This window comes from Pseudomonas sp. IT-196MI5 (genome assembly GCF_949767415.1).
Taxonomy (GTDB): Bacteria; Pseudomonadota; Gammaproteobacteria; order Pseudomonadales; family Pseudomonadaceae; genus Aquipseudomonas.
The window spans coordinates 37,927-58,458 of sequence record NZ_CATKPZ010000005.1 but is presented as its reverse complement, the minus strand read 5'-3'; the positions used below and the strand labels follow the sequence as shown (position 1 = coordinate 58,458).

Sequence of the window (20,532 nt, the reverse complement as noted above, 5' to 3'; positions counted from 1 at the left end):
GATGAGCGACTCGGCCAACGTCGTGCTGCGGTTTGTGTTGTATGTGGATTTGATGCTGTTGTTTGGCGTGGCGCTGTTCGGGCTGTATAGCCTTGAAGGACGGGAACGACGTTCGGGGACCGTGCTGCCCTTTCGCGAATTGTTGGCGGGTTTAGCCGGACTCGGGGCATTGTTGTCGAGCGCCGGCATGGTGCTGATGGCCAGCACCATGAGTGGCGAATCAGACGTTGCCGAGTTGCGCCCTCACATCGAGATGATGCTGTTCGAGACCGACGTCGGGTTGGCCTGGGCCGTGCGGATGATTGCGTTAGCGGTCGTGGGGCTGGCATTGACGTTCCACTCACGCGCCCCCGGCATCAGCCTGGTGATCGCCGCCACGGCCGGCGGCATCGCCCTCGCCAGCCTGGCCTGGAGCGGGCACGGCGCCATGGACGAAGACAGTCGCCGCTACTGGCACTTCACCGCGGACATCCTGCACCTGCTGATAGCGGGCGCCTGGCTCGGTGCGCTGCTGGCGTTTGCCCTGATGGCGCAAACCCGGGCCCTGCAAACCGAAGCACACATTCGCTTACTGGCTCGCGCGGTCAAGCGATTCGAACTTGCCGGCGCGCTGATCGTCGTGATCATCACCCTGACGGGCGTGGTGAACTACCTGTTCATCGTCGGGCCGAAGCTCGATGAGGTTTTACTCAGCCACTACGGAGTTCTGCTAGTGATCAAAGTGCTGCTGTTTGCCGGGATGCTGGTGTTGGCGGCGTTGAACCGCTTTCATCTTGGGCCCTTGCTGGAGCGGTCGTTGCGAGAGGGCCAATATCGCGCGGCGGCCCATGCACTTCGACGCAGCGTGGTGGTGGAAATGGCCGCAGCGGTGTTGATTGTGGGGTTGGTGGCGTGGCTGGGGACGTTGAGTCCGGAAGTGGAAATGAGCCATCTTCAGGGGGAAATTTCTGACACTTAAGTACTGATTTAAACTTGGGCCACCCAGGCCTGGGCAATGGCCCAGGCATTGGGATCTTTGCTGGTTTGCATTTTCATCCTCCCGAGTACGAATTTTCTCTAAATTAGCCGTACGTCTCGGCGGACTTGCCAATGAGGAACTCTTGATTCAATGTAATGACAAATGTCATTACATGAGGATCTATCCCATGGCATCTATCAACATCCGTATCGATGACGACCTCAAAGCTCGCGCCTATCTCGAACTGGAAAAGCTCGGCGTCACGCCTTCCGAACTGATGCGCCAGACCCTGCAATATGTGGCGGAGCGTGGTCAGTTGCCTTTCAAACCTGTCTTGATGACTGAAGACGATGAGGCTTTATTAGCCACCGTGCGGGAACGGCTTGCATCTCCTCAACGAGTAAAGGTTTCTATAGATGACCTATAGCCTTGAGTTTGATGCCCGTGCATTGAAGGAGTGGCAAAAACTTGGCGACACAGTCCGACAGCAGCTCAAAAAGAAGCTGGTGGAGATCCTGAACAATCCACGCATTGAAGCTAACCGCCTGCATGGTTTTCCCGACTGCTACAAGGTCAAACTACGTAGCAGCGGTTACCGCTTGGTCTATCAAGTGATTGACCAGGAAATTACTGTGTTTGTGGTAGCCGTGGATAAACGGGAACGTGAGCAGGTTTATCGCAAGGCGGCTGAACGTTTGAAGTAGTGGTCGATTGACCTCACCAATACCGATACCGATGTAACTGCCGGTGCTCATGTACTTGGCAGCCCGACTGGTCGCATTCACATGAGTGGCGTAACCCGGTATCTGCCCCGGCGCACCAGCCTTGTCCCACTGGCGCATAGGGCTACGATTGGAAATCTCGAGTGCCCTCTTCAGCTTGGAGTATTCGTCCATCCTATAATCTGAATTCCAATAGCAGAGATGCAATCAACAACCAAACACCGCTCCCAACCAACATCACTGCTTTGATCTTCAGAAGACGCTTGAGATGCGGAGGGAAGTTTTTGAAATCCACGGGGTCCAGTTCACCGATGCGGATTGATGCTTTGGGCATCATCACCATCCCTGAGATTTTTGCTACCAGCATTAAGCACCCAAACCAGCCCTGTTTCTGCAGACCCGGGCCCCAGATGTAGATATAACGACTGTTCTTCAAAGCTTCCATCATGGCGTCCAGATGACGGCCCAAATAAAGGGAGTACGCGATGCCCGCAACTCCCAAGAGAAGTGGCCCGCCATTGAAAATGAGAACCGCCCAGACAGGCCAATTGCTGATCAAGGCTGAGCAGCCTCATACAGTGTCTCGCCGATAACCTCTCCCCGTTGACCACCTCTGGTCGTACCCAACCATGCGCCAACACCAATCACTGTTGCCACGCAGATAACTCCACCGACGCCGGTAGAGAATCCAAGCGCCAGACAGACAGGTCCACTTGCATACTTGCCTATCTCACCACCGATAACTCCGCCAACAGTAGACCCAGCAAATTTCCCACCTTCAGTAAACCTGACCTTCTCGCAGGCCGCTCCAGAGTCATCAACACACACCTCCTGAATAGCCAGCAACGAAGAAACCCCACCAATGCCAATGCCGATGTAACCGCCGGTGCTCATGTACTTCGGCGCCCGACTGATCGCATTCACATGGGGCGCGTAACCCGGTATCTGCCCCGGCGCACCAGCATTGTCCCAGTGGTGCACCAGACTGCGACTGGAAATGCCGAGGGCCGTCCTCAATCTGGAATCGATGCTCATAATTACTTGAGTTTCACCAGCGCAAACGCAAGCGCTCCCCAAATCAAAATGACACACGTCAGGACAGCCTTAACCTTTAGCAAGCGTTTCAGGTCCACAGGAAAGTTGCGGATATCATCAGGATCAAGATCTCCCGCACGAAGGCCTGGACCAGGCCACATCACCATGAACGTGATCTTTGCGACTAACAAAAGCCGACTTAACCATCCGCTGTGCGCCAGTCCTGCGGCGCTAATTACGATTTGGCGACTACCGTTCAAGGCTTGCAGAAAGCGATCCAGGTGACGGCGGCTCAGGTACAGACTGTAAAAGAAACTCACGTAACACAGCAGGATTGGGCCGCCAACAAAAATGATCGCAGCCCAGGGAGACCAAGTTTCGATACTGATCATGGCTGTGTGACTTCGAAAATTTTGTCAGCTGTGAATTCGCCCCCCATACCACCGACTTTCGCTCCCACCAATGCGCCAATCCCAACTACGGCCGCGACACAGACAACACCACCTATAGCTGTCGTCACGCCAAGCGCGGCGCAGATAGTGGGACTCGCAACATGTGCCAATTCTCCTCCCAAATACCCTAAACCTGTCGATCCAATGAACTTGCCACTTTCGGTAAACTTAACCTTCTCACAAGCCACTCCAGAGTCACCAACACAAACCTCCTGAATAGCCAGCAACGAAGAAACCCCGCCAATACCAATACCGATATAACCGCCGCTCTGCATGTATTTGACAGCCCGACTGGTCGCATTCACGTGGTTGGAATACCCCGGTATCTGCCCCGGCGCCCCCGCCTTGTCCCAGTGGTGCACCAGACTGCGACTGGAAATGCCGAGCGCCGTTTTTAGCTTAGGGTGATCGCCCAATGTCGTCTGGCCACGCAGGCGAGTGGAATTCAGAAGGTGGGCGTCCAGTTGCGCGAGCAGGCGCTGGCGTTCGGCGAAGAACTGCGGCGATCGCAGGTTACCGTGCAGGCGATAGCTGTCCTGATGCAGGCGCTCCATGGCTTGCAAGGTGTCACGCAGTCGGGCCAGGTGTTTTTCCATCACCACCGCGCTGACGCCAAGCCAGGTCGAAGTCTCGCCGGTAAAACTGGCGATTTCCGCTGCATGGCGGAACATAAACTCAGCTTCCTCCGGCGTCAGGGGATCAAGGGCTGCCTTGACCTGTTGCGCGGCCTGCATCAGCTGCGCTTCCTGATAGGTGCAGAAGGTGTTGTTCGGATCGCTCAGTACGATCAACGAGCCGGCTTTGATGTTGTCTGATGCTGGGTTGAGTGCCCGAAACTTGCGCATCACGGCGGCATCGGGGGTGGCGAACAACGTGGCCTCCAATGCTTCCCGGGTCATGCTTTTGGGAACCACATAGAAGCCCGGTTCTTGAGGGTCTACGCGGGCGAACATGACAGGCGCCGGTGGGTACGAAGGGGCGAAACCAGGCTGACGTGGCGCGGCCGGTTGACTGGTTGCCGCACTGGAAACGGGTTGCACAACGTCCCTGCCCGTTCGCGGTGCGGGGTTAGCGTTGCGATAGGTGGCCGTGACCACCGCGGGGATCAGTCGGGCCTTGCAGGGGCAATCGCTGTGGCTGTCCAACGTGCCCGCCATGGCTTTGCCATGACTGATCATGTGCGAAATGCCACCGACAATCTTGTAAGTCTTGCCGTCCTTGCCACAGGTGACTCGATCACCCTCGCGGGCATGGGCAATGCCGTACATCATGATCCGGGTGTCACCATCCAGGACCTTGCCGCCACAGGTGGTCTTGTCATGCAGGCCAATGAAATGTCCTTCGTTCATTGATGTTCTTCCTCCTTGATGGAAGGCAGAAAGTCCTCGGTTGCGATTCGGTAAATGGCGTGAGCGGGGTGAGCTTCCATGTATGCCTGCCCCTGGCGAACAACTGCCAGAGCTTCGTCGCAAAAGTGCGCAAGCCGTTCTTCAGTGAAATGGGGGGCGTCAAAACTGCGAAGAAACTCAGCGGAGACTTCGTTGGTATACAAGGGGTGCACAGGTGCATTCATTTGCAACTTCCTTATCGTCATCGGTTTGAATTGCCTTTCCTTCTCCTCTCGGCAGAAGCGCTGAGCAGAGAGAATATTGGGCGACGACGAATAAGACGGTGGGACGCGCGCTGAACGCAATCCAATGGCATAGCCAAAATGAACGAATAGGAATTTTCGCAATAACAAACAACCCATTTCCTACAACGGTAGCTACAAGAAGTATTTTTTGCGCAGTGAAAGCCCGCTGTGTGTGTGGTTATTTCACGTGCGAGCGTAGTCCGATGGGTTAGCTAAAAAACGACATCTCCCCGGACGGGATTTTCCACACCGGTGAAAGTTTCACTACACTCCCCTTCAAAACCACTCCAGCACAAAAGCCCGATAACAATGACGAAAATCAACAGAGCAATGATGCTCGGCGGCTTGCTCGCACTCGCCCTTGGCGCTCAGGCAGAACCTTCGCATCTGGACAGCGTCATGCAACAGGGACAATTGCGCGTCTGCACCACCGGCGACTACAAGCCCTACACGCTCAAAGCCGGGGACGGCGAATACTCCGGCATCGACATCGCCATGGCCCGCGCCCTGGCCGACAGCCTGGGCGTCAAGGTCGAGTGGGTGCCCACCACCTGGAAAACCCTGATGCCCGACATGCTCGCCGACAAGTGCGACATCGCCATGGGCGGCATCTCGGTCACTCTGGAACGGCAGAAAAAAGCCTTCTTCAGCACCACCCTGGACGTCGACGGCAAAATCCCCTTGGTGCGCTGCGAAGACCAGGCGCTGTACCAGACCGTCGAACAGATCAACCAGCCCTCGGTTCGCCTGGTCGAACCCGCCGGCGGCACCAATGAAGCGTTCGTTCACGCCTACCTGCCCCAGGCGCAATTGCAGCTGCGCGACAACATCAGCATCTTTCAGGAACTGCTGGATAAAAAGGCCGACGTGATGATCACCGACGCATCGGAGGCGCTGTATCAGCAGAAGCTCAAACCCGGCCTGTGCGCCGTCAACCCCACGCACTACCTGCAATACGGCGAAAAAGCCTACCTGCTGCCCCGCGACGACATCACCTGGAAGCTGTACGTCGATCAGTGGCTGCACCTGGCCAAGGCGACGGGTAATTACCAGAAGATTCTGCGGCAGTGGCTGGCGGTACCTCGCGCGAAGTAATGGACCGTATTTATCGCACAAAAAAGCGCGCGCCCATGGGCGTAATGCCCGTCAGTTAAGTGTTTGAACACCGCAAACCTTGTGGGAGCGAGCCTGCTCGCGATGGACTCAAGAGCGCCGCGTTTAGCCAGTAAATACGCGTTATCGTTAACGACCATCGTCGGAACGCCGCCCGGAGCAAGCTCGCTCCTACAGAGAGCCACCTTCGCTTAACTGAACAGCGTTACGGCCATCGGAGGCGCCCATGGCCACCACCAGGAAAACCGACAAGCCTCGCAGAAAGGTCATCCATAAAGAACTGACGTTTCTGGATCTGCGAGAGGCCGCGCGTGATGGGCAGAAGATATTCGATGCGTTTGTGATTACTGGCAAGCTTCCTATTACAAAGTAGGCCTGGATGCCGGCGGTCAAAATCGCGGCAATGTTCCAAAGAGTAAAACACTGGGAAACATTTGCCGCACAGTTCTACAACTACAAACTATTCGGCGATCAGCCTGCCATTTTCGGAAGAGACGAAAGACTTGATCTGAGCGAAAAAAAGGGCGCTCCCGTAGGAGCGCCCTTTTTTCGTTGCGGACCGCGTATCAATCGTCGTGTAGCAATCCTGAACTGTATTCACCGAAACTATTGCCGAGCGCACTGCCATGGAAATTCATCTTGGCGGCATTGCTGTTGGTCGGCCCCGGGCCAAAACCGGCCGGCTGCACCGAGTCGATCGAATAATCGCTATGGGAACTCACACCGGAACAGGCGCTCAACAGCAAAGCACCGGCCATCAGCGAGACTTTGACGAGGTTTGCGATCATTTTTTATTCCTGTGGGTTGAGGCGCGGGGGACATGATCTTTGGTGGTTATCCTATGCCTCATTTCAACGACACATCATGAAACTTTTCGGCAAGTCAGCGTTGCTTCAGGCAATGCGATGTCTTAAAAAACGGTGCCACTGCTCAAAAAGAGCAGCGTCCTACACGACATCAGGAATTGTCCGTACACTCCGCCATTGCTGCGCCTTTGCCACGAGTCCTATAGTCCGGCCCACGCCCTCACGGCGTGTCGGGTTTGGCGACTCGATTGCAATTGAACTGAAGTCTTCGACCATTTCGGAGCGCTTCGGAACGCACCTAGCTGCCTGTTTTATGGTGGCTGTGCGCGGGAGACCTCAGGGTCTGCCGGTTTCTCCATTGCCCGGTTCGCCAACCCGCGTACGGCTACCACCCTCTCGTTTTGGCGACGATTGAGTGATAGCTCTCATGAACTAATGGAGCTTCACTTATGAATGAGTACATCGCTTTAACCAGCAATGCCGATGACCTGCCCTCGCTGTTCGTCAACACCACACAACCTCTGCATTCACTGCTCAGCACCGCCAGCTATAGAATTCGAGCTGTGACGCAGATTCTTGAAAATCTTGCAATGCGTGGTGACATCACCAGCGATACGGTGGTTCTCAGCGACTTTGCGTTGTTGTGCTGCGTGCCGTTGCGCGATGGTTGTGATGTGTTGGATGTGATTGCGCGGCGGATGGATTCAGAGCCGTCCTGAAATCAGGAGGGGCGTTCTACTTGGGCGAAAAAACGGCACCTTCCGGTGCCGTTCGAATTTCGCAGTCCTGCTTTAACTTACCCTGCCCAGTGTCCCGGCCTTGTCACATAGGTCCACCAGGCTACGACGGGAAATGCCGAGAGGACGCTAACAGCGTCGCGACGCTCAAGGCAGGGTCAAAAGAACGATTAAGAAGTTTCGTCAAAAGGAAATGTCTTTTTCCTACAACAGCCTTCAAAGGAGCTTTTATAGAGAAATGGAAGTTCGTTTTGTGGTTCCAACAATCGAGCACGACGACTGCGCACATAAATGTTGACGTCGTTGGCATAGCGTACAAAGCGATGGCCCCGCCGTTCCAGCTCGCGGTCGAGTTCATTGAGCAGGATGTTCGACAACAACGGCGAGAGCGGGCCGCCTTGCTGCGTGCCTTCCTGCCGTCGGCTGACGATCCCGCCCGACATGCCCCCCAGCTTCGAGGTAACGGTGGATCAGTCTGAGCACGCGCTTGTCTTCGACGTGACGCTCTATCATGGCCATCAAAATGTCGTGATTCACTCGATCAAAGAACTTCTCCAAATCAAGTTCCACACACCAACGATGACCCGCGGCCACCTGGTTACGAGCTGTTTCGATGGTTTGATGGGCGCTTCGGCCTGGACGGAAGCCGTAGCTGTAGTCCGAAAACAGAGGGTCGAAGATCGGCGTGAGCTGTTGCAGCAGCGCCTGCTGGATCAGGCGATCCACGACACTGGGAATGCTCAGTTGCCGCGTCCCACCTTTGGGCTTGGGGATTTCGACGGCGCGTACCCCTTGCGGGTGATACTCACCGGCCAGCAGCCGAGACTTGAGGATCGGCCAATACTGTTTCACGTGGCCTGCCAACTGGTCGACCGCCATGCCATCGGCACCCGGCGCCCCCTTGTTGCTGACCACGCGTTGATACGCACGCTTGAGGTTGGCGGGTGCAAGCACTCGCGCCATCAGCGTGTCCGGCTCCGCGTTCGTCCACGCCACAGACGCCGTCGATGTTTGCGCCCTGTCAGCCTTCATCCTCGGATACCGTCCAGGACCTGGGGTAACAGTCTTCTCTGAGAGAAATTTCTGCATTTCGGTATTCAACGAGACTCTGACGCCTACTGGCGGCATAACCTGTTCGGCCCTTGGTGACGCGGTAATCCGCCACTTACTACGGCCTCAGCTGACTTCTGTGGGCTCATCCCGTCGCCTCTCGACGCTCGGTAGCACAGTGGCAAACCTACAGATCTCCCAGGGTAATTCGCGCGACCTTCCTGCTTATGCCTGTCGGATCTACGTCACTGCGTGACGTGCAAGTATCGGGCTTTAATGATCATGGCCACCTTACCCCACTGCGCCGCCTAATCCGCTTCCTGCTCGTCAAGCCAGCATTTTTCCTCGGGCTTCCTTCAGATTCGCAGTCACCCGCGACACCCTTGCCTCTGACTAACACTTCCCCTTGCCGGGTGTGTAGAGGACTTGCACCTCCAAGTCACCCGCTTGGCCACCACAGCCAAGCGGGTTGCGCTTGCGCGCAACCCGCCATGCCTGGCGCACCACGAAAAAAAACCGCCGAAGCGGGTCACAGTTGATGCCTGCTGACTAGCAGTCCACGGCACCGACGAATCCTGGAAGCGTCTTCAGGTGCGCATAGGCCTGCTCCAGCGGATTACCGCCGTCGGTGTCATAAGGCGCTTCCCTGATTCCGCTTTGGAACACTTCGGCTTCGGGACTATTGCAGTACTGAACACCAAAGGTCATCATCCTGTGGCCCATGGCAATGGCTGACATGACCGCAGTGATGTGAGCGTCTATAACGGTGATGCCTTTGAATTCGATGGTCTTCTTGATGGACATGCTGAATTCCTTAGTTAGGGATCCGGAGTGTTCGATAGCCCGTACCTGCGGAATCAATAGTGCCGACCTCGATTCGATCAAATGAGATAACACCGTTTTTGATCAGCTTGACCGACAGTGCTGTCTTCCCTGAGGAAAGGCCCGAATCATCAATCGATGCGACAGTCTCCAACGATTTGTTGCGCCAGCGGTATTTTCCGGAATCCCCCAGGTTGAAGGTCGTGTAAAACTGATCCGTTTGTTCGCTCGCACCATTCGGCAGTACTCGATAAAACTGCTGATCGACAGTAACCACGAACTCTTTACGCGTGGACACTTCGCTTGAGTAGCCCGCCACAAAGTTACTGGAAAGAGCCCCAGCGCCGAACACTACCACCCCGGAACTCACAAGCGCTTCAGGGTTAACGCCACCTGTGAGCACCCCGTAGTTATTCAATCCACCCTCGCCTGTAAATTCGAAAATAGCCTTGACCGTCGAGTAATAATTAACGCCCTCAGCGAAGCAGGCATTCGCCTTACGGAACAGGTACAACGGATTAAGCACCGCAGCCACTGCGGAGAAATAGGGTCTCGGGTCAATCGATCGGCAATTGAGCGGCAGCAGTTGGCCACTGGCCGTGCCGCCATGAAAAACAACTCCGGCCCCTTCGACATTCTCGAAGGTGATGTTGTAATCCCAGTTGTCGCGCGACCACTCCCCATATTGGATCACGGCGTTGAAATTGGCGGCATTGCCAAACTTGACCATGTTCGCTGCCGAGCAGGTGTTGAGCTTGACCCCCCGGGACTCGGTGTTCCTGCCTACCGCAAAGCCCACAGCGCTGTTCTCAGCAAAGGTGAAACCGAAGGCTTTGCATAGATTGATTTCGCTTTCAAAGATGCCGTCGAGCAAGAACACGTCGGTTTTGATGCCATGCTGGGGGAGCGCGATCACCTGCTCGATTTTGATGCCCTGGCACATCTTGCCGGTCGCAAAGCCCGTACCACCACCGGCCTTGTTGGTTTTAAAGGCGGTACTAGAAAAGTTTTTGATGTAGACGCGCTGCACATAGCTCCCATCCCGGGCGCCGAACATGGCTACACCAGGAATATCACGGCCGCCTACATCAATCGTGAGCGATGAAATACCCAGATGAGTGGAAACATCTGCAGCAGCAGTTGAGTCGCCCAACTCAATCACACAGTCTCCGATGAACCCGGCGCCTGGCCCACCCTGCGGGTCCAAGACAAGGCCGGCAGAATCGATGCCGTCACCAACGAGCTGCGCGCCGGTTACTTTGGTCGTGATCTTGCGCTTCACCTTGAGTAAGTGAGGAATCAGGACCTTCTTACCCTCTTGCAGCGCGGCATTGATCGCCGTATCCCAGTACCAGGTAGCGGGTTCCGCTTCATCAATCCTGTCCCCCGCGGGAATACGGTTGATGTACTCCCATACGTTCAAGGACTGGGCGCTCAACATGCCCGCCACCGTGTAGGCTGACTTGCCGAACGGACCTCGCATGAAGGCCAGCATCTTGTCGTTTCTGCTCGGGTCGGCCAGTTCCTGGCGCAATGACGCGTCACCCGCCGCCAAGAGCTTCGCCGCATCGATTGCCCATCCTGATGTGACAAAAGGCAAGCTGGCGTTCTTGGCGCGATACAGCTCACCCAAATAGCGAACAGTTTGCGTGGGCCGGGTAATACTCAAGCCGACGACATAATCGGCCGGAGTCTCGAAACCGCTACTTTCAAGAAAGTCGACAAACTCGGTTACACGCTCTGCTTGAGCAGATGTGAACGCCGAGTTACGTCCGGCCTGATCCGCCTCAAACTCGATACCCATGGCGGGAATTGTCTTTCGGTTCGTACCGAAACGATCCGCATACATTGATCCGGGGCCATTCACAAACTTGTCGAGAACTTTTGCGTTGTCAGACAAGTCTCGCGGATCGGTACTGCCGATCGGGTTGCCGGTGTTGTAGCTCATGGTCGTTTCGCCCACAGAGTAAGCCGACGGCGCCGCAAATGACGCGGTGCCGAGTGCGCTGATTTTTATCAATTGCCGGCGATTTACCATAACGACCAACCTCAAAACAGGATCGGTTGGCAGTGTACCGGCGCAGGCGTTGTAGGCCGAATGAAGAATGTAGGAATCGTTGCAACAGGCTGACGCGGACGCAGCCAAACACCATGCAGACCTACCCTGCCGGCCACTCGTGGTTTATGGCGCGGTCGAAGATGTCCGCCATAGCAACGTAGTCGGGTACGGTGATAATCCAGCCCACGTCCAGAATGGGGCGCTTGAACAATTCGACTTTGGCGGAAAAGCGCCAATGACTCACACCCACCAGATTCGGCCCGTCGTAAATATCGATGAAGTGAGCTCGGTGATCATCCACCCCCAGTGGCGTCTTGAGCGGACACTGAAACCACAGGCTGCCCGAGAGCAGGATGTGCTCAAACCATCCTTCAAAGAGCTGCGCCTGGGTATCGTTGAGCAGCCAAGTAACCGTTGCCACAGTGGGAACGGACGTGAATCGACGCCGCTGCCTGGCCCGCCCACTCTGCTGATCAGAGTGAGCAATCGGGCTTACGGATTGAAAGCCATAACACTTGCGCTGCGGCAGGGGCAGAAACTTCGGATACTCAATCATTTGCTGCCTCTATGGACCGATAAATGCTTCATTCCGGGGCGCTGTTGTCATAGAGGTACACCCGCGCGTCGTAGGGCATGCCTTCCACTGCGACGCTTCCGCTGCCTGATGGATTCACGACGGTGACCAGTGTGGGGTAACTCCACCGATTTACCGGGCCGAATAGGAGGTGCGGTGGCTCCGGATCCCAGGCGGTGTTGGGATCAAAAATCCAGGCTGCTCACGCTCACCCGGTATTCATCCACGTAGGTCGCCGGCAACGGACCGGAGAGCTTTCCGTCCTGCTTGCGCAAGGCGACCACGTGCGCCCCGCCGGCCGACCAATCGAAGGGCTCGGTGCTGGCCATGATCACCGGCGATGCCGCACCCAAGTTCAGCGGCTGCCTGGAGCGCTTCGAAACGAAATGGCTGACCACCAAGACCTACGCCGCAAGCACCCTGAAGGAAATCAAATTCAAGCTGGCCCGGTACCGCGAGGACCTGGGTCACCTGATGATGGGCCAACTGGATGGTGGACGAGTCGGTGCAGATCTATAACAACGAGCGGCCTCATCTGTCGCTGAAATACAAAACGCCCGATGCGGTGCATCGGGCGTTTTGAGGCTGAAACAGGTGTAAACCTATTTCAGGACTAGACACGGACCGCGTATCAATCGTCGTGCAGCAATCCTGAACCGTATTCACCGAAACTATTGCCGAGCGCACTGCCATGGAAATTCATCTTGGCGGCATTGCTGTTGGTCGGCCCAGGGCCAAAGCCGGCCGGCTGCACCGAGTCGATCGAATAATCGCTATGGGAGCTCACACCCGAACAGGCGCTCAACAGCAAAGCACCGGCCATCAGCGAGACTTTGACGAGGTTTGCGATCATTTTTTATTCCTGTGGGTTGAGGCGCGGGGAAAATGACATATGGCCATCATCCTATGCCTTGTCTATGCAGGGGATCATGAAACTTTGTGGGGCGACAGCGTTGGTTCAGGAACCGTGTGCACCTGGCGATATCTCACTCCCACTGCCTTGCGGATCGACATTGTCCAAGGCTCGATTCACCAACAACTCCCCCACCACCGCCAATTGCTGAATCGACAGCGCCAAACTGCGGGTTGAACCTTCGAGCTTGCAAGCCAGGTCAGTGGTCAAGACGTTCAACGAGGCGAGGGTTTCGCAGGCATGACACAGGAGCGTTTCAGTGTCGACGTTGGGAAGAATGGTGAACACATGGCACACGGGATCAGCGTGACTCGGGTTTCGCAGGCGTTTACTGACCACCCGCTGAGAGTCAGCGGATAGTTGAGGAAGATCGAGAGAATCGGAAGCCATCGCGGTTTCCGGAGGGTCAGGCGTTATCTTTTTCATCGTTTTCGTTCCTAGAATTAACCAAAGGAACTGCCAGCATCACTTCCACATGATGGGGTGGCAGCTGTGCACGGGTGTGGAAGACCGGGGATCTAGGAACCCGACGCACCCGAAAGTGCCCCGCGCACAGCCGCCATAATTTAACAGCAGACATGAAAAAAGCGCCTGCTTAAATTTAGGTGGCGCCCTGTGCGCCCAGATCTTGTGAAGGGCTTCCACACCCTTGTCGCTGAATTTGCAGCGACGGAGGGAGGTTAGCCGGGTGATCAGTGGGAAGGCAATATGGGCAATGGGGACGCGATTTGCGGGAAATTTCCTACTTTTTCGTGATGTTATCAACGCAATACCCAGCACCTGGCCAATCGTCCTGAGGCATGCCCAAGCTCCATCAGCCCATTCCTGATAAACTCCCTCACCTCCCAGCCTCACCGATTCCAGATCCCTCATGTCCGTAACCACCGCCACACCCGCCCCACTCTCCCGCCGTTTCTCCGTCGCGCCGATGATGGATTGGACTGACCGCCACTGCCGTTTTTTCCTGCGCCTGTTGTCGAAAAACGCCCTGCTCTACACCGAAATGGTCACCACCGGCGCCCTGCTCAACGGCGACCACGAGCGCTTCCTGCGTCACAACGAAGCCGAGCACCCGCTGGCATTGCAACTCGGCGGCAGTGTGCCGCTGGACCTGGCCGCGTGCGCGCGAATGGCGCAGGAGCATGGTTACGACGAAGTGAACCTGAATGTCGGCTGCCCGAGTGATCGGGTGCAGAACAACATGATCGGCGCGTGCCTGATGGGGCATCCGCAGTTGGTGGCCGATTGTGTGAAGGCGATGCGCGATGCGGTGTCGATTCCGGTGACGGTCAAGCATCGGATCGGGATCAACGGGCGCGACAGTTACGAAGAACTGTGTGATTTCGTCGGCACGGTGCGGGATGCCGGGTGCACCAGTTTTACCGTGCACGCGCGGATTGCGATTCTGGAGGGGTTGTCGCCGAAGGAAAACCGCGACATTCCGCCTCTGCGCTATGACGTGGCCGCGCGGTTGAAGGCGGACTTTCCCGAGCTGGAGATTATTCTCAACGGCGGTATCAAGACGCTGGAGGCCTGCCACGAGCATTTGCAGACGTTCGATGGCGTGATGCTGGGCCGTGAGGCGTATCACAACCCTTATGTGATGGCCGAGGTGGATCAGCAGCTGTTCGCCAGCACGGCGCCGGTGATCAGCCGGGCCGAGGCGCTGGCGCAGTTGCGTCCTTATATAGCGGCGCACATCGCTGCAGGTGGCTCGATGCACCACATCACCCGGCATGTGCTCGGGCTGGGCACCGGGTTCCCGGGGGCGCGCAAGTTTCGGCAGTTATTGTCAGTGGATATTCACAAGGCCAAAGAGCCCTTGGCGTTGCTGGATCAAGCGGCGGAGCTGCTTGAGGGACGTTAACGGTTAGCCGCTTCCCTGCGACCAGGCTGCATGTCCTGCAGCCTGGTGCGAGTGTCAGTGCGCTGCAGCCCCGGTCCAGTCAACCCAACCGAATACCCACGTTGCCAGAATCAGCAAACCGAATCCGATCCGGTACCAGGCGAACACGGCGTAACTGTGGGCGGCGATAAACTTGAGCAAACCACGCACGGCGATCATGGCGAAAAAGAACGCCGTCACGAAACCCAGCGCAAACACCGGCAAGTCACTGGCCAGGAACAGATCCCGATACTTATAGCCTGAATACACGGCGGCACCGACCATGGTCGGCATCGCCAGAAAGAACGAAAACTCCGTGGCAGCCTTACGCGACAGGCCAAACAGTAACCCACCGATAATCGTCGATCCTGAGCGCGAGGTGCCCGGAATCATCGCCAGGCATTGCACGAAACCAACCTTGAGGGCGTCGGTCCAGCGCATGTCGTCAACATGGTCGACAGACACCACATGTTTGCGCTGCTCGGCCCACAACATGATGATGCCACCCACCACCAATGCCACTGCAACAGTGATTGGATTAAACAGATACTCATGGATCTTATCGGCGAACAACACCCCCAGGACCACTGCCGGAAGAAAACCGATCAACAGATTCAAGGTGAAACGTTGTGCATTGCGCTGGGTCGGCAAGCCGGTAACGATCTCGAGAATCTTGCGGCGGAATTCCCAGACAACCGCCAGGATCGCACCCAATTGAATGATGATGTTGAAGGCCATGGCCCGCTCGCCGCCGAAGCCGAGCAAGTCCGCGACGATAATCTGGTGCCCTGTACTTGATATCGGCAAGAACTCCGTCAGACCTTCGACCATCCCTAAAATCAACACTGTGATGGTTGTCCAAAGATCCATTAAGCCCCCTCAACGACAAATACCCATGCGTCGACTTCGCACTAATTCAACGCCAACACGATAGTAAAGCGCATCAGGCCGACTAATAAAACTCAATGTTATGAAATGTCCATGGGCGACGCCACCAATACCAACGTTAGATAATGGTTAATATTGGAGAGTGCCGAGCCAGACAAGGGCAAAAAATCGCACTTGAAACAACAAAACCCTACCGTCTCATGACGCCCAATCAAAAAAAGTCAGGCGGCTGAAACTTTAGCGACATGCGCGGTCATATGGCTGCGAAAATACGGGGCATCGGACCAATAGATGGCACAATGCCATGCCTCATCAACCCCACGGGATTGCCATCGATCATTAGGCACCTCGAACCACCGGTGGGCAAACGATCACGTCAGAGTCACCGACAATGTTAAAAAAACGAGACGGACGTCTGAAAAAATAGTGAAATGTTACCAATTGTCAGTCACAAGCGAGAATTGGTGCTTTAACATTCGAATGCCAGCACCTATCCGAGTCAAAGCATGATGCTTACAGGGAAATTAACGACTACAAGCCACAGCGACGTGAAGGAGGAGACAGGTGTTCTCACCATTGGGCGAACCCATACGCTAGCTGAGGGCTTTAGGGAATTAGTCGCAAGCCACGTAGGCAAGGATATTGCCGTTGATGCAATGTGCTATAGCAACTCATTCAAAAGAAACAGGAATTCTAATTCGTACCGTGCAATTTTTATCGTTATCGACAGCCCTCAAGCGTTTGTAGAAAGCCTCACCCTGGTAGAAAACATTCGCGCCGACAATCTGGTGTCAATAATTTTCATCGCCATCACCGGTAGAGGCACCTACAACAAGATGAAATATTATCTTGCCGGGGCCGACTACTGTATCAATTGCGACACTTCTGCCGACGAAAATACTGACGCTCTGTCCGAGTTTTTTAGCAGTCCAGAATGGCAAATAAAGCAAAACCTGCTTTTGGACCCCACTCGCATGTGCCTGATTGGCGACGATAAAAAACTGGATGTATCGTTTGCGGAAATGAAAATCCTTGAGGCTTTTTCTCAAACAAAAAACCAGATATTGAGCCACGATGAAATCGCCAGGATCATGGGGCTGAATATAAATTTTTATGACCCGAGAGCCTTGGAAAAGTCGATCAGTCGCCTTCGCGGCAAAATAAAAGGCATGTATGGCAGCAACGCCATTCAAAGTATTCGTGGGCATGGATATCGTTTAATCAGGGGTCTGATCTCGACAACCTGATTCTTAATGTAGAAGGGAGTTTCTGTTTTATGAACGCAACAGGGAGCGTGCGACTCTACGGTCACGCAGAGCATTACCTGTCTCGACAATTGATCCTCACTCGGGACGACTGCCCGTTTGGCAGCGAGATCAGAATACATTTTGACGACTCCGTTTCCGCATCCTGTGCGCCAGAAGCGCACCAGATGAGCGGGATCTACAGTGAAGTACTGATGCAGACCAGGCTGATGGCCTTCTCGCTGAAAGATCACAACACCACCAACGGCAATAAATACCTGAGCCGTCGATTTGTTTGCGTAGGGCAATCAGATCTCGCCAACTCTGCGCTCACGGAAGAGCTGATACAGTCCGGCGCCGCCCTGCGCGAATTTGGCCAGACACTGGTTGTCGCGCTCAATGAGCTCCCCCTGTCGGCTGTCAGCTTCGCAGAAAAAAAGAAAATCCTGCACAACGTCTATCTATTGAAAGATCACGGCATAGAAATCGCGTTCGACGACTACAACATCGACGATGAAAGTATCGAAATCTTTACCACCCTGAATCTATTCGACTACATAAAGATTTCCACCGCCTCCCTTGACTTGAGCCTCAAGCTCAGTGGCAACCCAGAGTTATTCAATCGTCTCCACGAACGTATGACCATGCTCACTCACAACACAAAAGTCGCTTTTATAGCGGACAGAGTCGAGCATGCTGCTAGCCATATACTGGCACGTGCGCTGCCCTTTGATTACTTCCAGGGGAGTCATTACTCCCCTGCCGACAACCTTTAAACCAAATTCAAGACGTGCAACTAAGGAGAGAGCCATGGATAGCAGCACGAACCTCCCCAGAAAATACTTTGTCGTAGTGACTCACAACCCCGCACTGCAACTGGAGCTTGAGGCATTACTGTCCAGCAAGCGATACAACAGTTACGGCACGTCACAGGCAAAAATGTTTTTTGAAGGCGTTGCCCCGCCGGCTTCTGCCCCCAAGCTTATGGAAATTATTTCCCCGCAATTGGCCAGAATGGTTCCGCCGGTGATCAAGCACGATACCCAGCGCATCCTTTCGACGTTCAAGTCCGAATGGCAAACGGCCCACACCGTAACGAAATTTACGCACTTCACATCAACCGCAGACAGCGCCAGGGATGACGCCAGGGAATTCGTTTCCCAGCCAGCCAAACCGCACACTCCAGCGGCTGAAACCTGGAGACTGAGCGACAGCAGTGGCGCGCTGATCAAAGATGACGTGGAAATTGTCTTGACTGGCCTGGAGGCCGCGCTGCTCAAAAAAATGCTGCACCATGAAGATCGCGTGGTCAGCAAGGACGACCTTATCCGCAGCATCGGCAGAGAACCTGAACAATATCGGGGTCTCGAAATGTGCCTGAGTCGGCTGCAGGAAAAATTTAAAAAAGCCAGTAGTGGCGAGCGCCTGTTTCGTGCCGTAAGGAATCGTGGGTACTGCGTGATACAAAAAATCGTACGCGTAAAAATCTAGCCTGAGAAATTCAGGTTTTCGCCTCGGCAGTGCAATACAACAATAATAGAGCACGCCAACTTATCCTCCCCCGCCCCCTCTATACAGCAGCGCCAAAAAAAGCTGAAGCCAGACTATTTCTAACGCTTTTCTCACCCAGATATATCAACCCGATAGACCACCCGTTCGTTAAAAGTCGTCAGACAGTGCCCGCACTAATAATTTAACCTATGAATTGATGACAGCGCTGCACGCGTGGCGTTTCGGTCGTCAATGCATCGCCATCCAGCATGAACAACAACTTTTAGCGCATTAATTTTGGCTCTTGTTTGTCGAAACACGAATGGACGTATTTTGGGGATATCGTATGGTTAACAATCTTCGTATCAATCGAAATACCACCCTCAAAGGACTGACCTTCTGGGGACAGTGGGCATTGGGTCAGGGCTTTGTTGTCGCCCTGTTACTTCTCTTGGTTTATTACCAGACCGGAACGGTAGAGTTCTATTATCGAGTATGCGCAACGCTTACTGTGCTGGCATCGGTTCCGGCCTACACATGGTGCGGCGCCTATGCAAAAAAGGACGATTACCTCGAAGGGCTGATAAGACTGCTGATGGGTTGGTCAATGACACTGGCAGCGTTAGCCATTGTCGCCTTCCTCTGCAAGGCCAACGAACTGTTTTCCCGTGAAATCATCCTGATTTGGGCTTTCAGCAGCTACGTCGGGCAGGCGGTTTTGTATGTCCCGCTGCAGGGTTTTTCGAAGTACTACCAACGGGCGCTGCAAATCGAGCGCAGAACGCTGATTGTCGGTACTGGCGAGCTGGCACTGGGCCTGGCTAACAAGCTTCGGGCCCTGGAGCACTTCCCGCTGGTCGGCCTGGTAAGCTCCGACACCACGTCCTTGCAGGAGGCGGGTATGCCACCTGTCGTAGGCCCGCAAGAGGAACTGCTTGAACTGATCAAGACCCATGACATCCGACGCCTGTACATCACGCTCCCCCTGAGCGAAGCGGCACAGATCGAAGAAATGTATGTCGACTTGCTGGATGCCAACGTCGATGTGGTCTGGGTTCCGGACTTGAACAGCCTGACGCTGCTCAATCACTCGGTCAGTGATGTGGATGGCATGCCGGCAATCCATTTGATTGAATGCCCGCTGAGCAGCCAACCCACTGCTGCGCTGAGCAAAAGCCTGTTCGATAAAAGCCTGGCGCTGATGGCTATTGTCGCTCTAAGCCCGTTACTGCTGATCATTGGCCTGGCCGTCAAATTCACCTCCCATGGCCCGGTGTTTTTCAAACAGGACCGCCACGGGTGGAACGGGAAGGTCATCAAGGTCTGGAAGTTTCGCTCGATGCGCGTACACGACGATCACGAGGTCAAGCAAGCCAGCCGTAACGACTCGCGGATCACCCCGATCGGGCGCTTTATCCGTCGCACGTCCCTCGACGAGTTGCCGCAATTGTTCAACGTCTTGCAGGGCCATATGGCGCTGGTCGGGCCACGTCCTCATGCCGTTGCGCACAACAACTACTACTCCGGCAAGATTCTCGCCTACATGGCGCGCCACCGAATCAAACCGGGGATCACCGGGCTGGCTCAAATCAACGGCTGCCGCGGCGAGACCGACACCATCGACAAGATGCAGAAGCGCGTCGAAATCGACCTCAAGTACATCAATAACTGGTCGTTGTGGCTGGATGTGAAAATCCTGGCGAAGACACCGTTCACCCTGCTGTCAAAAGACATCTATTGATGGTGCACCTGCAGGTTAACCAGGCGACGCAAGCCATTTGCGCAGCGCGTTAGCCTTGTCACGCGTGGCTGGACTTCACCAGCCACGCGTGCAACTGCAGCAACAGCGACAGGCTGTTCTGCTGTCGACTTTCGTGGCGATGTTCATCGCCAACCTCTTTTAAATCTCCGCTCGATACCGTACAGCCTATTGACCCGATTCAGGGCGATATCGGCATGCCCGAACTTACCTTCAAGCAGGACGCGGTCTTGTAGGAGCTGGCTTGTCGGGTCGCCGCATCGCAGCGAAGGTCGTTAACGATAACGCGTATTTTCTGTCTAAACGCGGCGCTCTCAAGTCCATCGCGAGCAAGCTCGCTCCTACAGTTCCCCGAGAAGTCACTTCATCTTCAACCAGAACGCAGTCTTGT

The 20,532-nt window shown here is 55.1% G+C and carries 25 protein-coding genes and 3 pseudogenes; 13 read left to right on the top strand and 15 right to left on the bottom strand.

Annotated features, from left to right (window positions below):
• Position 1 precedes the first annotated feature (1 nt).
• The 3 genes from copD to ACM6IK_RS03630 all read left to right on the top strand — a co-directional run bounded on the left by copD (position 2) and on the right by ACM6IK_RS03630 (position 1,662).
• On the top strand, positions 2-958 hold the full coding sequence (gene copD, locus ACM6IK_RS03640) for a copper homeostasis membrane protein CopD (protein WP_414873192.1): 957 nt from the start codon (positions 2-4) through the stop codon (positions 956-958).
• A 187-nt stretch (positions 959-1,145) separates the two neighbouring features.
• The gene (locus tag ACM6IK_RS03635; RefSeq protein ID WP_223457013.1) at positions 1,146-1,385 is read left to right on the top strand and encodes a type II toxin-antitoxin system RelB/DinJ family antitoxin; all 240 of its coding nucleotides are present in this window, start codon (positions 1,146-1,148) and stop codon (positions 1,383-1,385) included.
• Positions 1,375-1,662: a type II toxin-antitoxin system RelE family toxin gene (locus ACM6IK_RS03630; RefSeq protein WP_150672807.1), complete on the top strand. Its 288-nt coding sequence runs from the start codon at positions 1,375-1,377 to the stop codon at positions 1,660-1,662. The genes ACM6IK_RS03635 and ACM6IK_RS03630 overlap by 11 nt, the downstream gene beginning before the upstream one ends.
• A 193-nt stretch (positions 1,663-1,855) precedes the next feature.
• Here ACM6IK_RS03630 and ACM6IK_RS03625 read toward each other — a convergent pair whose 3' ends face one another.
• The 6 genes and pseudogenes from ACM6IK_RS03625 to ACM6IK_RS03600 form a co-directional block, all read right to left on the bottom strand.
• The gene (locus ACM6IK_RS03625) at positions 1,856-2,239 is read right to left on the bottom strand and encodes a hypothetical protein (RefSeq protein ID WP_414873191.1); all 384 of its coding nucleotides are present in this window, start codon (positions 2,237-2,239) and stop codon (positions 1,856-1,858) included.
• Positions 2,236-2,715, bottom strand: a complete 480-nt coding sequence (locus ACM6IK_RS03620) for a hypothetical protein (RefSeq protein ID WP_414873190.1) — start codon at positions 2,713-2,715, stop codon at positions 2,236-2,238. The genes ACM6IK_RS03625 and ACM6IK_RS03620 overlap by 4 nt, the downstream gene beginning before the upstream one ends.
• 2 nt (positions 2,716-2,717) lie before the next feature.
• The gene (locus ACM6IK_RS03615) at positions 2,718-3,107 is read right to left on the bottom strand and encodes a hypothetical protein (RefSeq protein WP_414873189.1); all 390 of its coding nucleotides are present in this window, start codon (positions 3,105-3,107) and stop codon (positions 2,718-2,720) included.
• Positions 3,104-4,120: a hypothetical protein gene (locus ACM6IK_RS03610; RefSeq protein WP_414873259.1), complete on the bottom strand. Its 1,017-nt coding sequence runs from the start codon at positions 4,118-4,120 to the stop codon at positions 3,104-3,106. The genes ACM6IK_RS03615 and ACM6IK_RS03610 overlap by 4 nt, the downstream gene beginning before the upstream one ends.
• A gap of 246 nt (positions 4,121-4,366) precedes the next feature.
• Positions 4,367-4,435, bottom strand: a pseudogene (locus ACM6IK_RS03605) (PAAR domain-containing protein); the annotation flags it as partial.
• Between the two features lie 77 nt (positions 4,436-4,512).
• Positions 4,513-4,740 carry a hypothetical protein gene (locus ACM6IK_RS03600; RefSeq protein WP_414873188.1) on the bottom strand — a complete coding sequence of 76 codons (228 nt, stop codon included), beginning with the start codon at positions 4,738-4,740 and terminating at the stop codon, positions 4,513-4,515.
• Between the two features lie 393 nt (positions 4,741-5,133).
• Between ACM6IK_RS03600 and ACM6IK_RS03595 the strand changes: the two genes are divergently transcribed.
• Positions 5,134-5,895, top strand: a complete 762-nt coding sequence (locus ACM6IK_RS03595; protein WP_414873258.1) for a transporter substrate-binding domain-containing protein — start codon at positions 5,134-5,136, stop codon at positions 5,893-5,895.
• Between the two features lie 244 nt (positions 5,896-6,139).
• Entirely contained in the window at positions 6,140-6,286 is a 147-nt protein-coding gene (locus ACM6IK_RS03590) for a hypothetical protein (RefSeq protein ID WP_414873187.1), read from the top strand.
• 193 nt (positions 6,287-6,479) lie between these two features.
• Here the strand turns inward: ACM6IK_RS03590 and ACM6IK_RS03585 are convergent, their stop codons facing one another.
• Positions 6,480-6,701, bottom strand: coding sequence for a hypothetical protein (locus ACM6IK_RS03585; protein WP_414873186.1), 222 nt, complete (start codon positions 6,699-6,701; stop codon positions 6,480-6,482).
• A 467-nt stretch (positions 6,702-7,168) separates the two neighbouring features.
• On the opposite strand from ACM6IK_RS03585, the gene ACM6IK_RS03580 reads away from it, so the two are divergent.
• A complete protein-coding gene (locus ACM6IK_RS03580; protein ID WP_115947664.1) occupies positions 7,169-7,438 on the top strand; it encodes a short-chain dehydrogenase in 270 nt (89 codons plus the stop codon).
• A gap of 287 nt (positions 7,439-7,725) precedes the next feature.
• On the opposite strand, the pseudogene ltrA reads toward ACM6IK_RS03580, so the two are convergent.
• From ltrA to ACM6IK_RS03555, 5 genes and pseudogenes are all read right to left on the bottom strand, one after another.
• Positions 7,726-8,584: pseudogene (ltrA, locus tag ACM6IK_RS03575) on the bottom strand (group II intron reverse transcriptase/maturase); the annotation flags it as partial.
• A 471-nt stretch (positions 8,585-9,055) separates the two neighbouring features.
• The gene (locus ACM6IK_RS03570) at positions 9,056-9,310 is read right to left on the bottom strand and encodes a hypothetical protein (RefSeq protein ID WP_414873185.1); all 255 of its coding nucleotides are present in this window, start codon (positions 9,308-9,310) and stop codon (positions 9,056-9,058) included.
• Between the two features lie 10 nt (positions 9,311-9,320).
• Complete coding sequence (locus ACM6IK_RS03565) at positions 9,321-11,276, bottom strand: hypothetical protein (protein ID WP_414873184.1); 1,956 nt, start codon at positions 11,274-11,276, stop codon at positions 9,321-9,323.
• Between the two features lie 211 nt (positions 11,277-11,487).
• Positions 11,488-11,943, bottom strand: coding sequence for a hypothetical protein (locus ACM6IK_RS03560; RefSeq protein WP_414873183.1), 456 nt, complete (start codon positions 11,941-11,943; stop codon positions 11,488-11,490).
• A 203-nt stretch (positions 11,944-12,146) separates the two neighbouring features.
• Entirely contained in the window at positions 12,147-12,290 is a 144-nt protein-coding gene (locus ACM6IK_RS03555) for a hypothetical protein (RefSeq protein WP_414873182.1), read from the bottom strand.
• Here ACM6IK_RS03555 and ACM6IK_RS03550 point away from each other — a divergent pair.
• Both ACM6IK_RS03550 and ACM6IK_RS03545 read left to right on the top strand, forming a co-directional pair.
• Complete coding sequence (locus tag ACM6IK_RS03550) at positions 12,289-12,480, top strand: hypothetical protein (RefSeq protein WP_414873181.1); 192 nt, start codon at positions 12,289-12,291, stop codon at positions 12,478-12,480. The genes ACM6IK_RS03555 and ACM6IK_RS03550 overlap by 2 nt on opposite strands.
• Positions 12,443-12,544 (top strand): annotated as a pseudogene (locus tag ACM6IK_RS03545) (integrase core domain-containing protein); the annotation flags it as partial. The gene ACM6IK_RS03550 and the pseudogene ACM6IK_RS03545, both read left to right, overlap by 38 nt.
• 48 nt (positions 12,545-12,592) lie before the next feature.
• On the opposite strand, the gene ACM6IK_RS03540 reads toward ACM6IK_RS03545, so the two are convergent.
• Both ACM6IK_RS03540 and ACM6IK_RS03535 read right to left on the bottom strand, forming a co-directional pair.
• On the bottom strand, positions 12,593-12,814 hold the full coding sequence (locus ACM6IK_RS03540; protein ID WP_414873180.1) for a hypothetical protein: 222 nt from the start codon (positions 12,812-12,814) through the stop codon (positions 12,593-12,595).
• Positions 12,815-12,919: 105 nt separating this feature from the next.
• Positions 12,920-13,300 carry a DUF6124 family protein gene (locus ACM6IK_RS03535; RefSeq protein WP_414873179.1) on the bottom strand — a complete coding sequence of 127 codons (381 nt, stop codon included), beginning with the start codon at positions 13,298-13,300 and terminating at the stop codon, positions 12,920-12,922.
• Between the two features lie 445 nt (positions 13,301-13,745).
• Between ACM6IK_RS03535 and dusA the strand changes: the two genes are divergently transcribed.
• Positions 13,746-14,741, top strand: a complete 996-nt coding sequence (gene dusA / locus ACM6IK_RS03530) for a tRNA dihydrouridine(20/20a) synthase DusA (protein ID WP_414873178.1) — start codon at positions 13,746-13,748, stop codon at positions 14,739-14,741.
• A gap of 54 nt (positions 14,742-14,795) precedes the next feature.
• On the opposite strand, the gene ACM6IK_RS03525 is transcribed toward dusA, so the two are convergent.
• On the bottom strand, positions 14,796-15,629 hold the full coding sequence (locus ACM6IK_RS03525) for an undecaprenyl-diphosphate phosphatase (RefSeq protein WP_108219281.1): 834 nt from the start codon (positions 15,627-15,629) through the stop codon (positions 14,796-14,798).
• Between the two features lie 524 nt (positions 15,630-16,153).
• On the opposite strand from ACM6IK_RS03525, the gene ACM6IK_RS03520 reads away from it, so the two are divergent.
• The 4 genes from ACM6IK_RS03520 (at position 16,154) to ACM6IK_RS03505 (ending at position 20,123) form a co-directional block, all read left to right on the top strand.
• Entirely contained in the window at positions 16,154-16,894 is a 741-nt protein-coding gene (locus tag ACM6IK_RS03520; RefSeq protein WP_414873177.1) for a winged helix-turn-helix domain-containing protein, read from the top strand.
• A gap of 29 nt (positions 16,895-16,923) precedes the next feature.
• On the top strand, positions 16,924-17,667 hold the full coding sequence (locus ACM6IK_RS03515; RefSeq protein ID WP_414873176.1) for an EAL domain-containing protein: 744 nt from the start codon (positions 16,924-16,926) through the stop codon (positions 17,665-17,667).
• A gap of 34 nt (positions 17,668-17,701) precedes the next feature.
• Positions 17,702-18,382 (top strand): winged helix-turn-helix domain-containing protein, encoded by a 681-nt coding sequence (locus ACM6IK_RS03510; protein WP_414873175.1) that lies wholly within the window; start codon positions 17,702-17,704, stop codon positions 18,380-18,382.
• A gap of 346 nt (positions 18,383-18,728) precedes the next feature.
• Positions 18,729-20,123 (top strand): undecaprenyl-phosphate glucose phosphotransferase, encoded by a 1,395-nt coding sequence (locus ACM6IK_RS03505; protein WP_414873174.1) that lies wholly within the window; start codon positions 18,729-18,731, stop codon positions 20,121-20,123.
• The last annotated feature ends 409 nt before the right edge of the window (positions 20,124-20,532 follow it).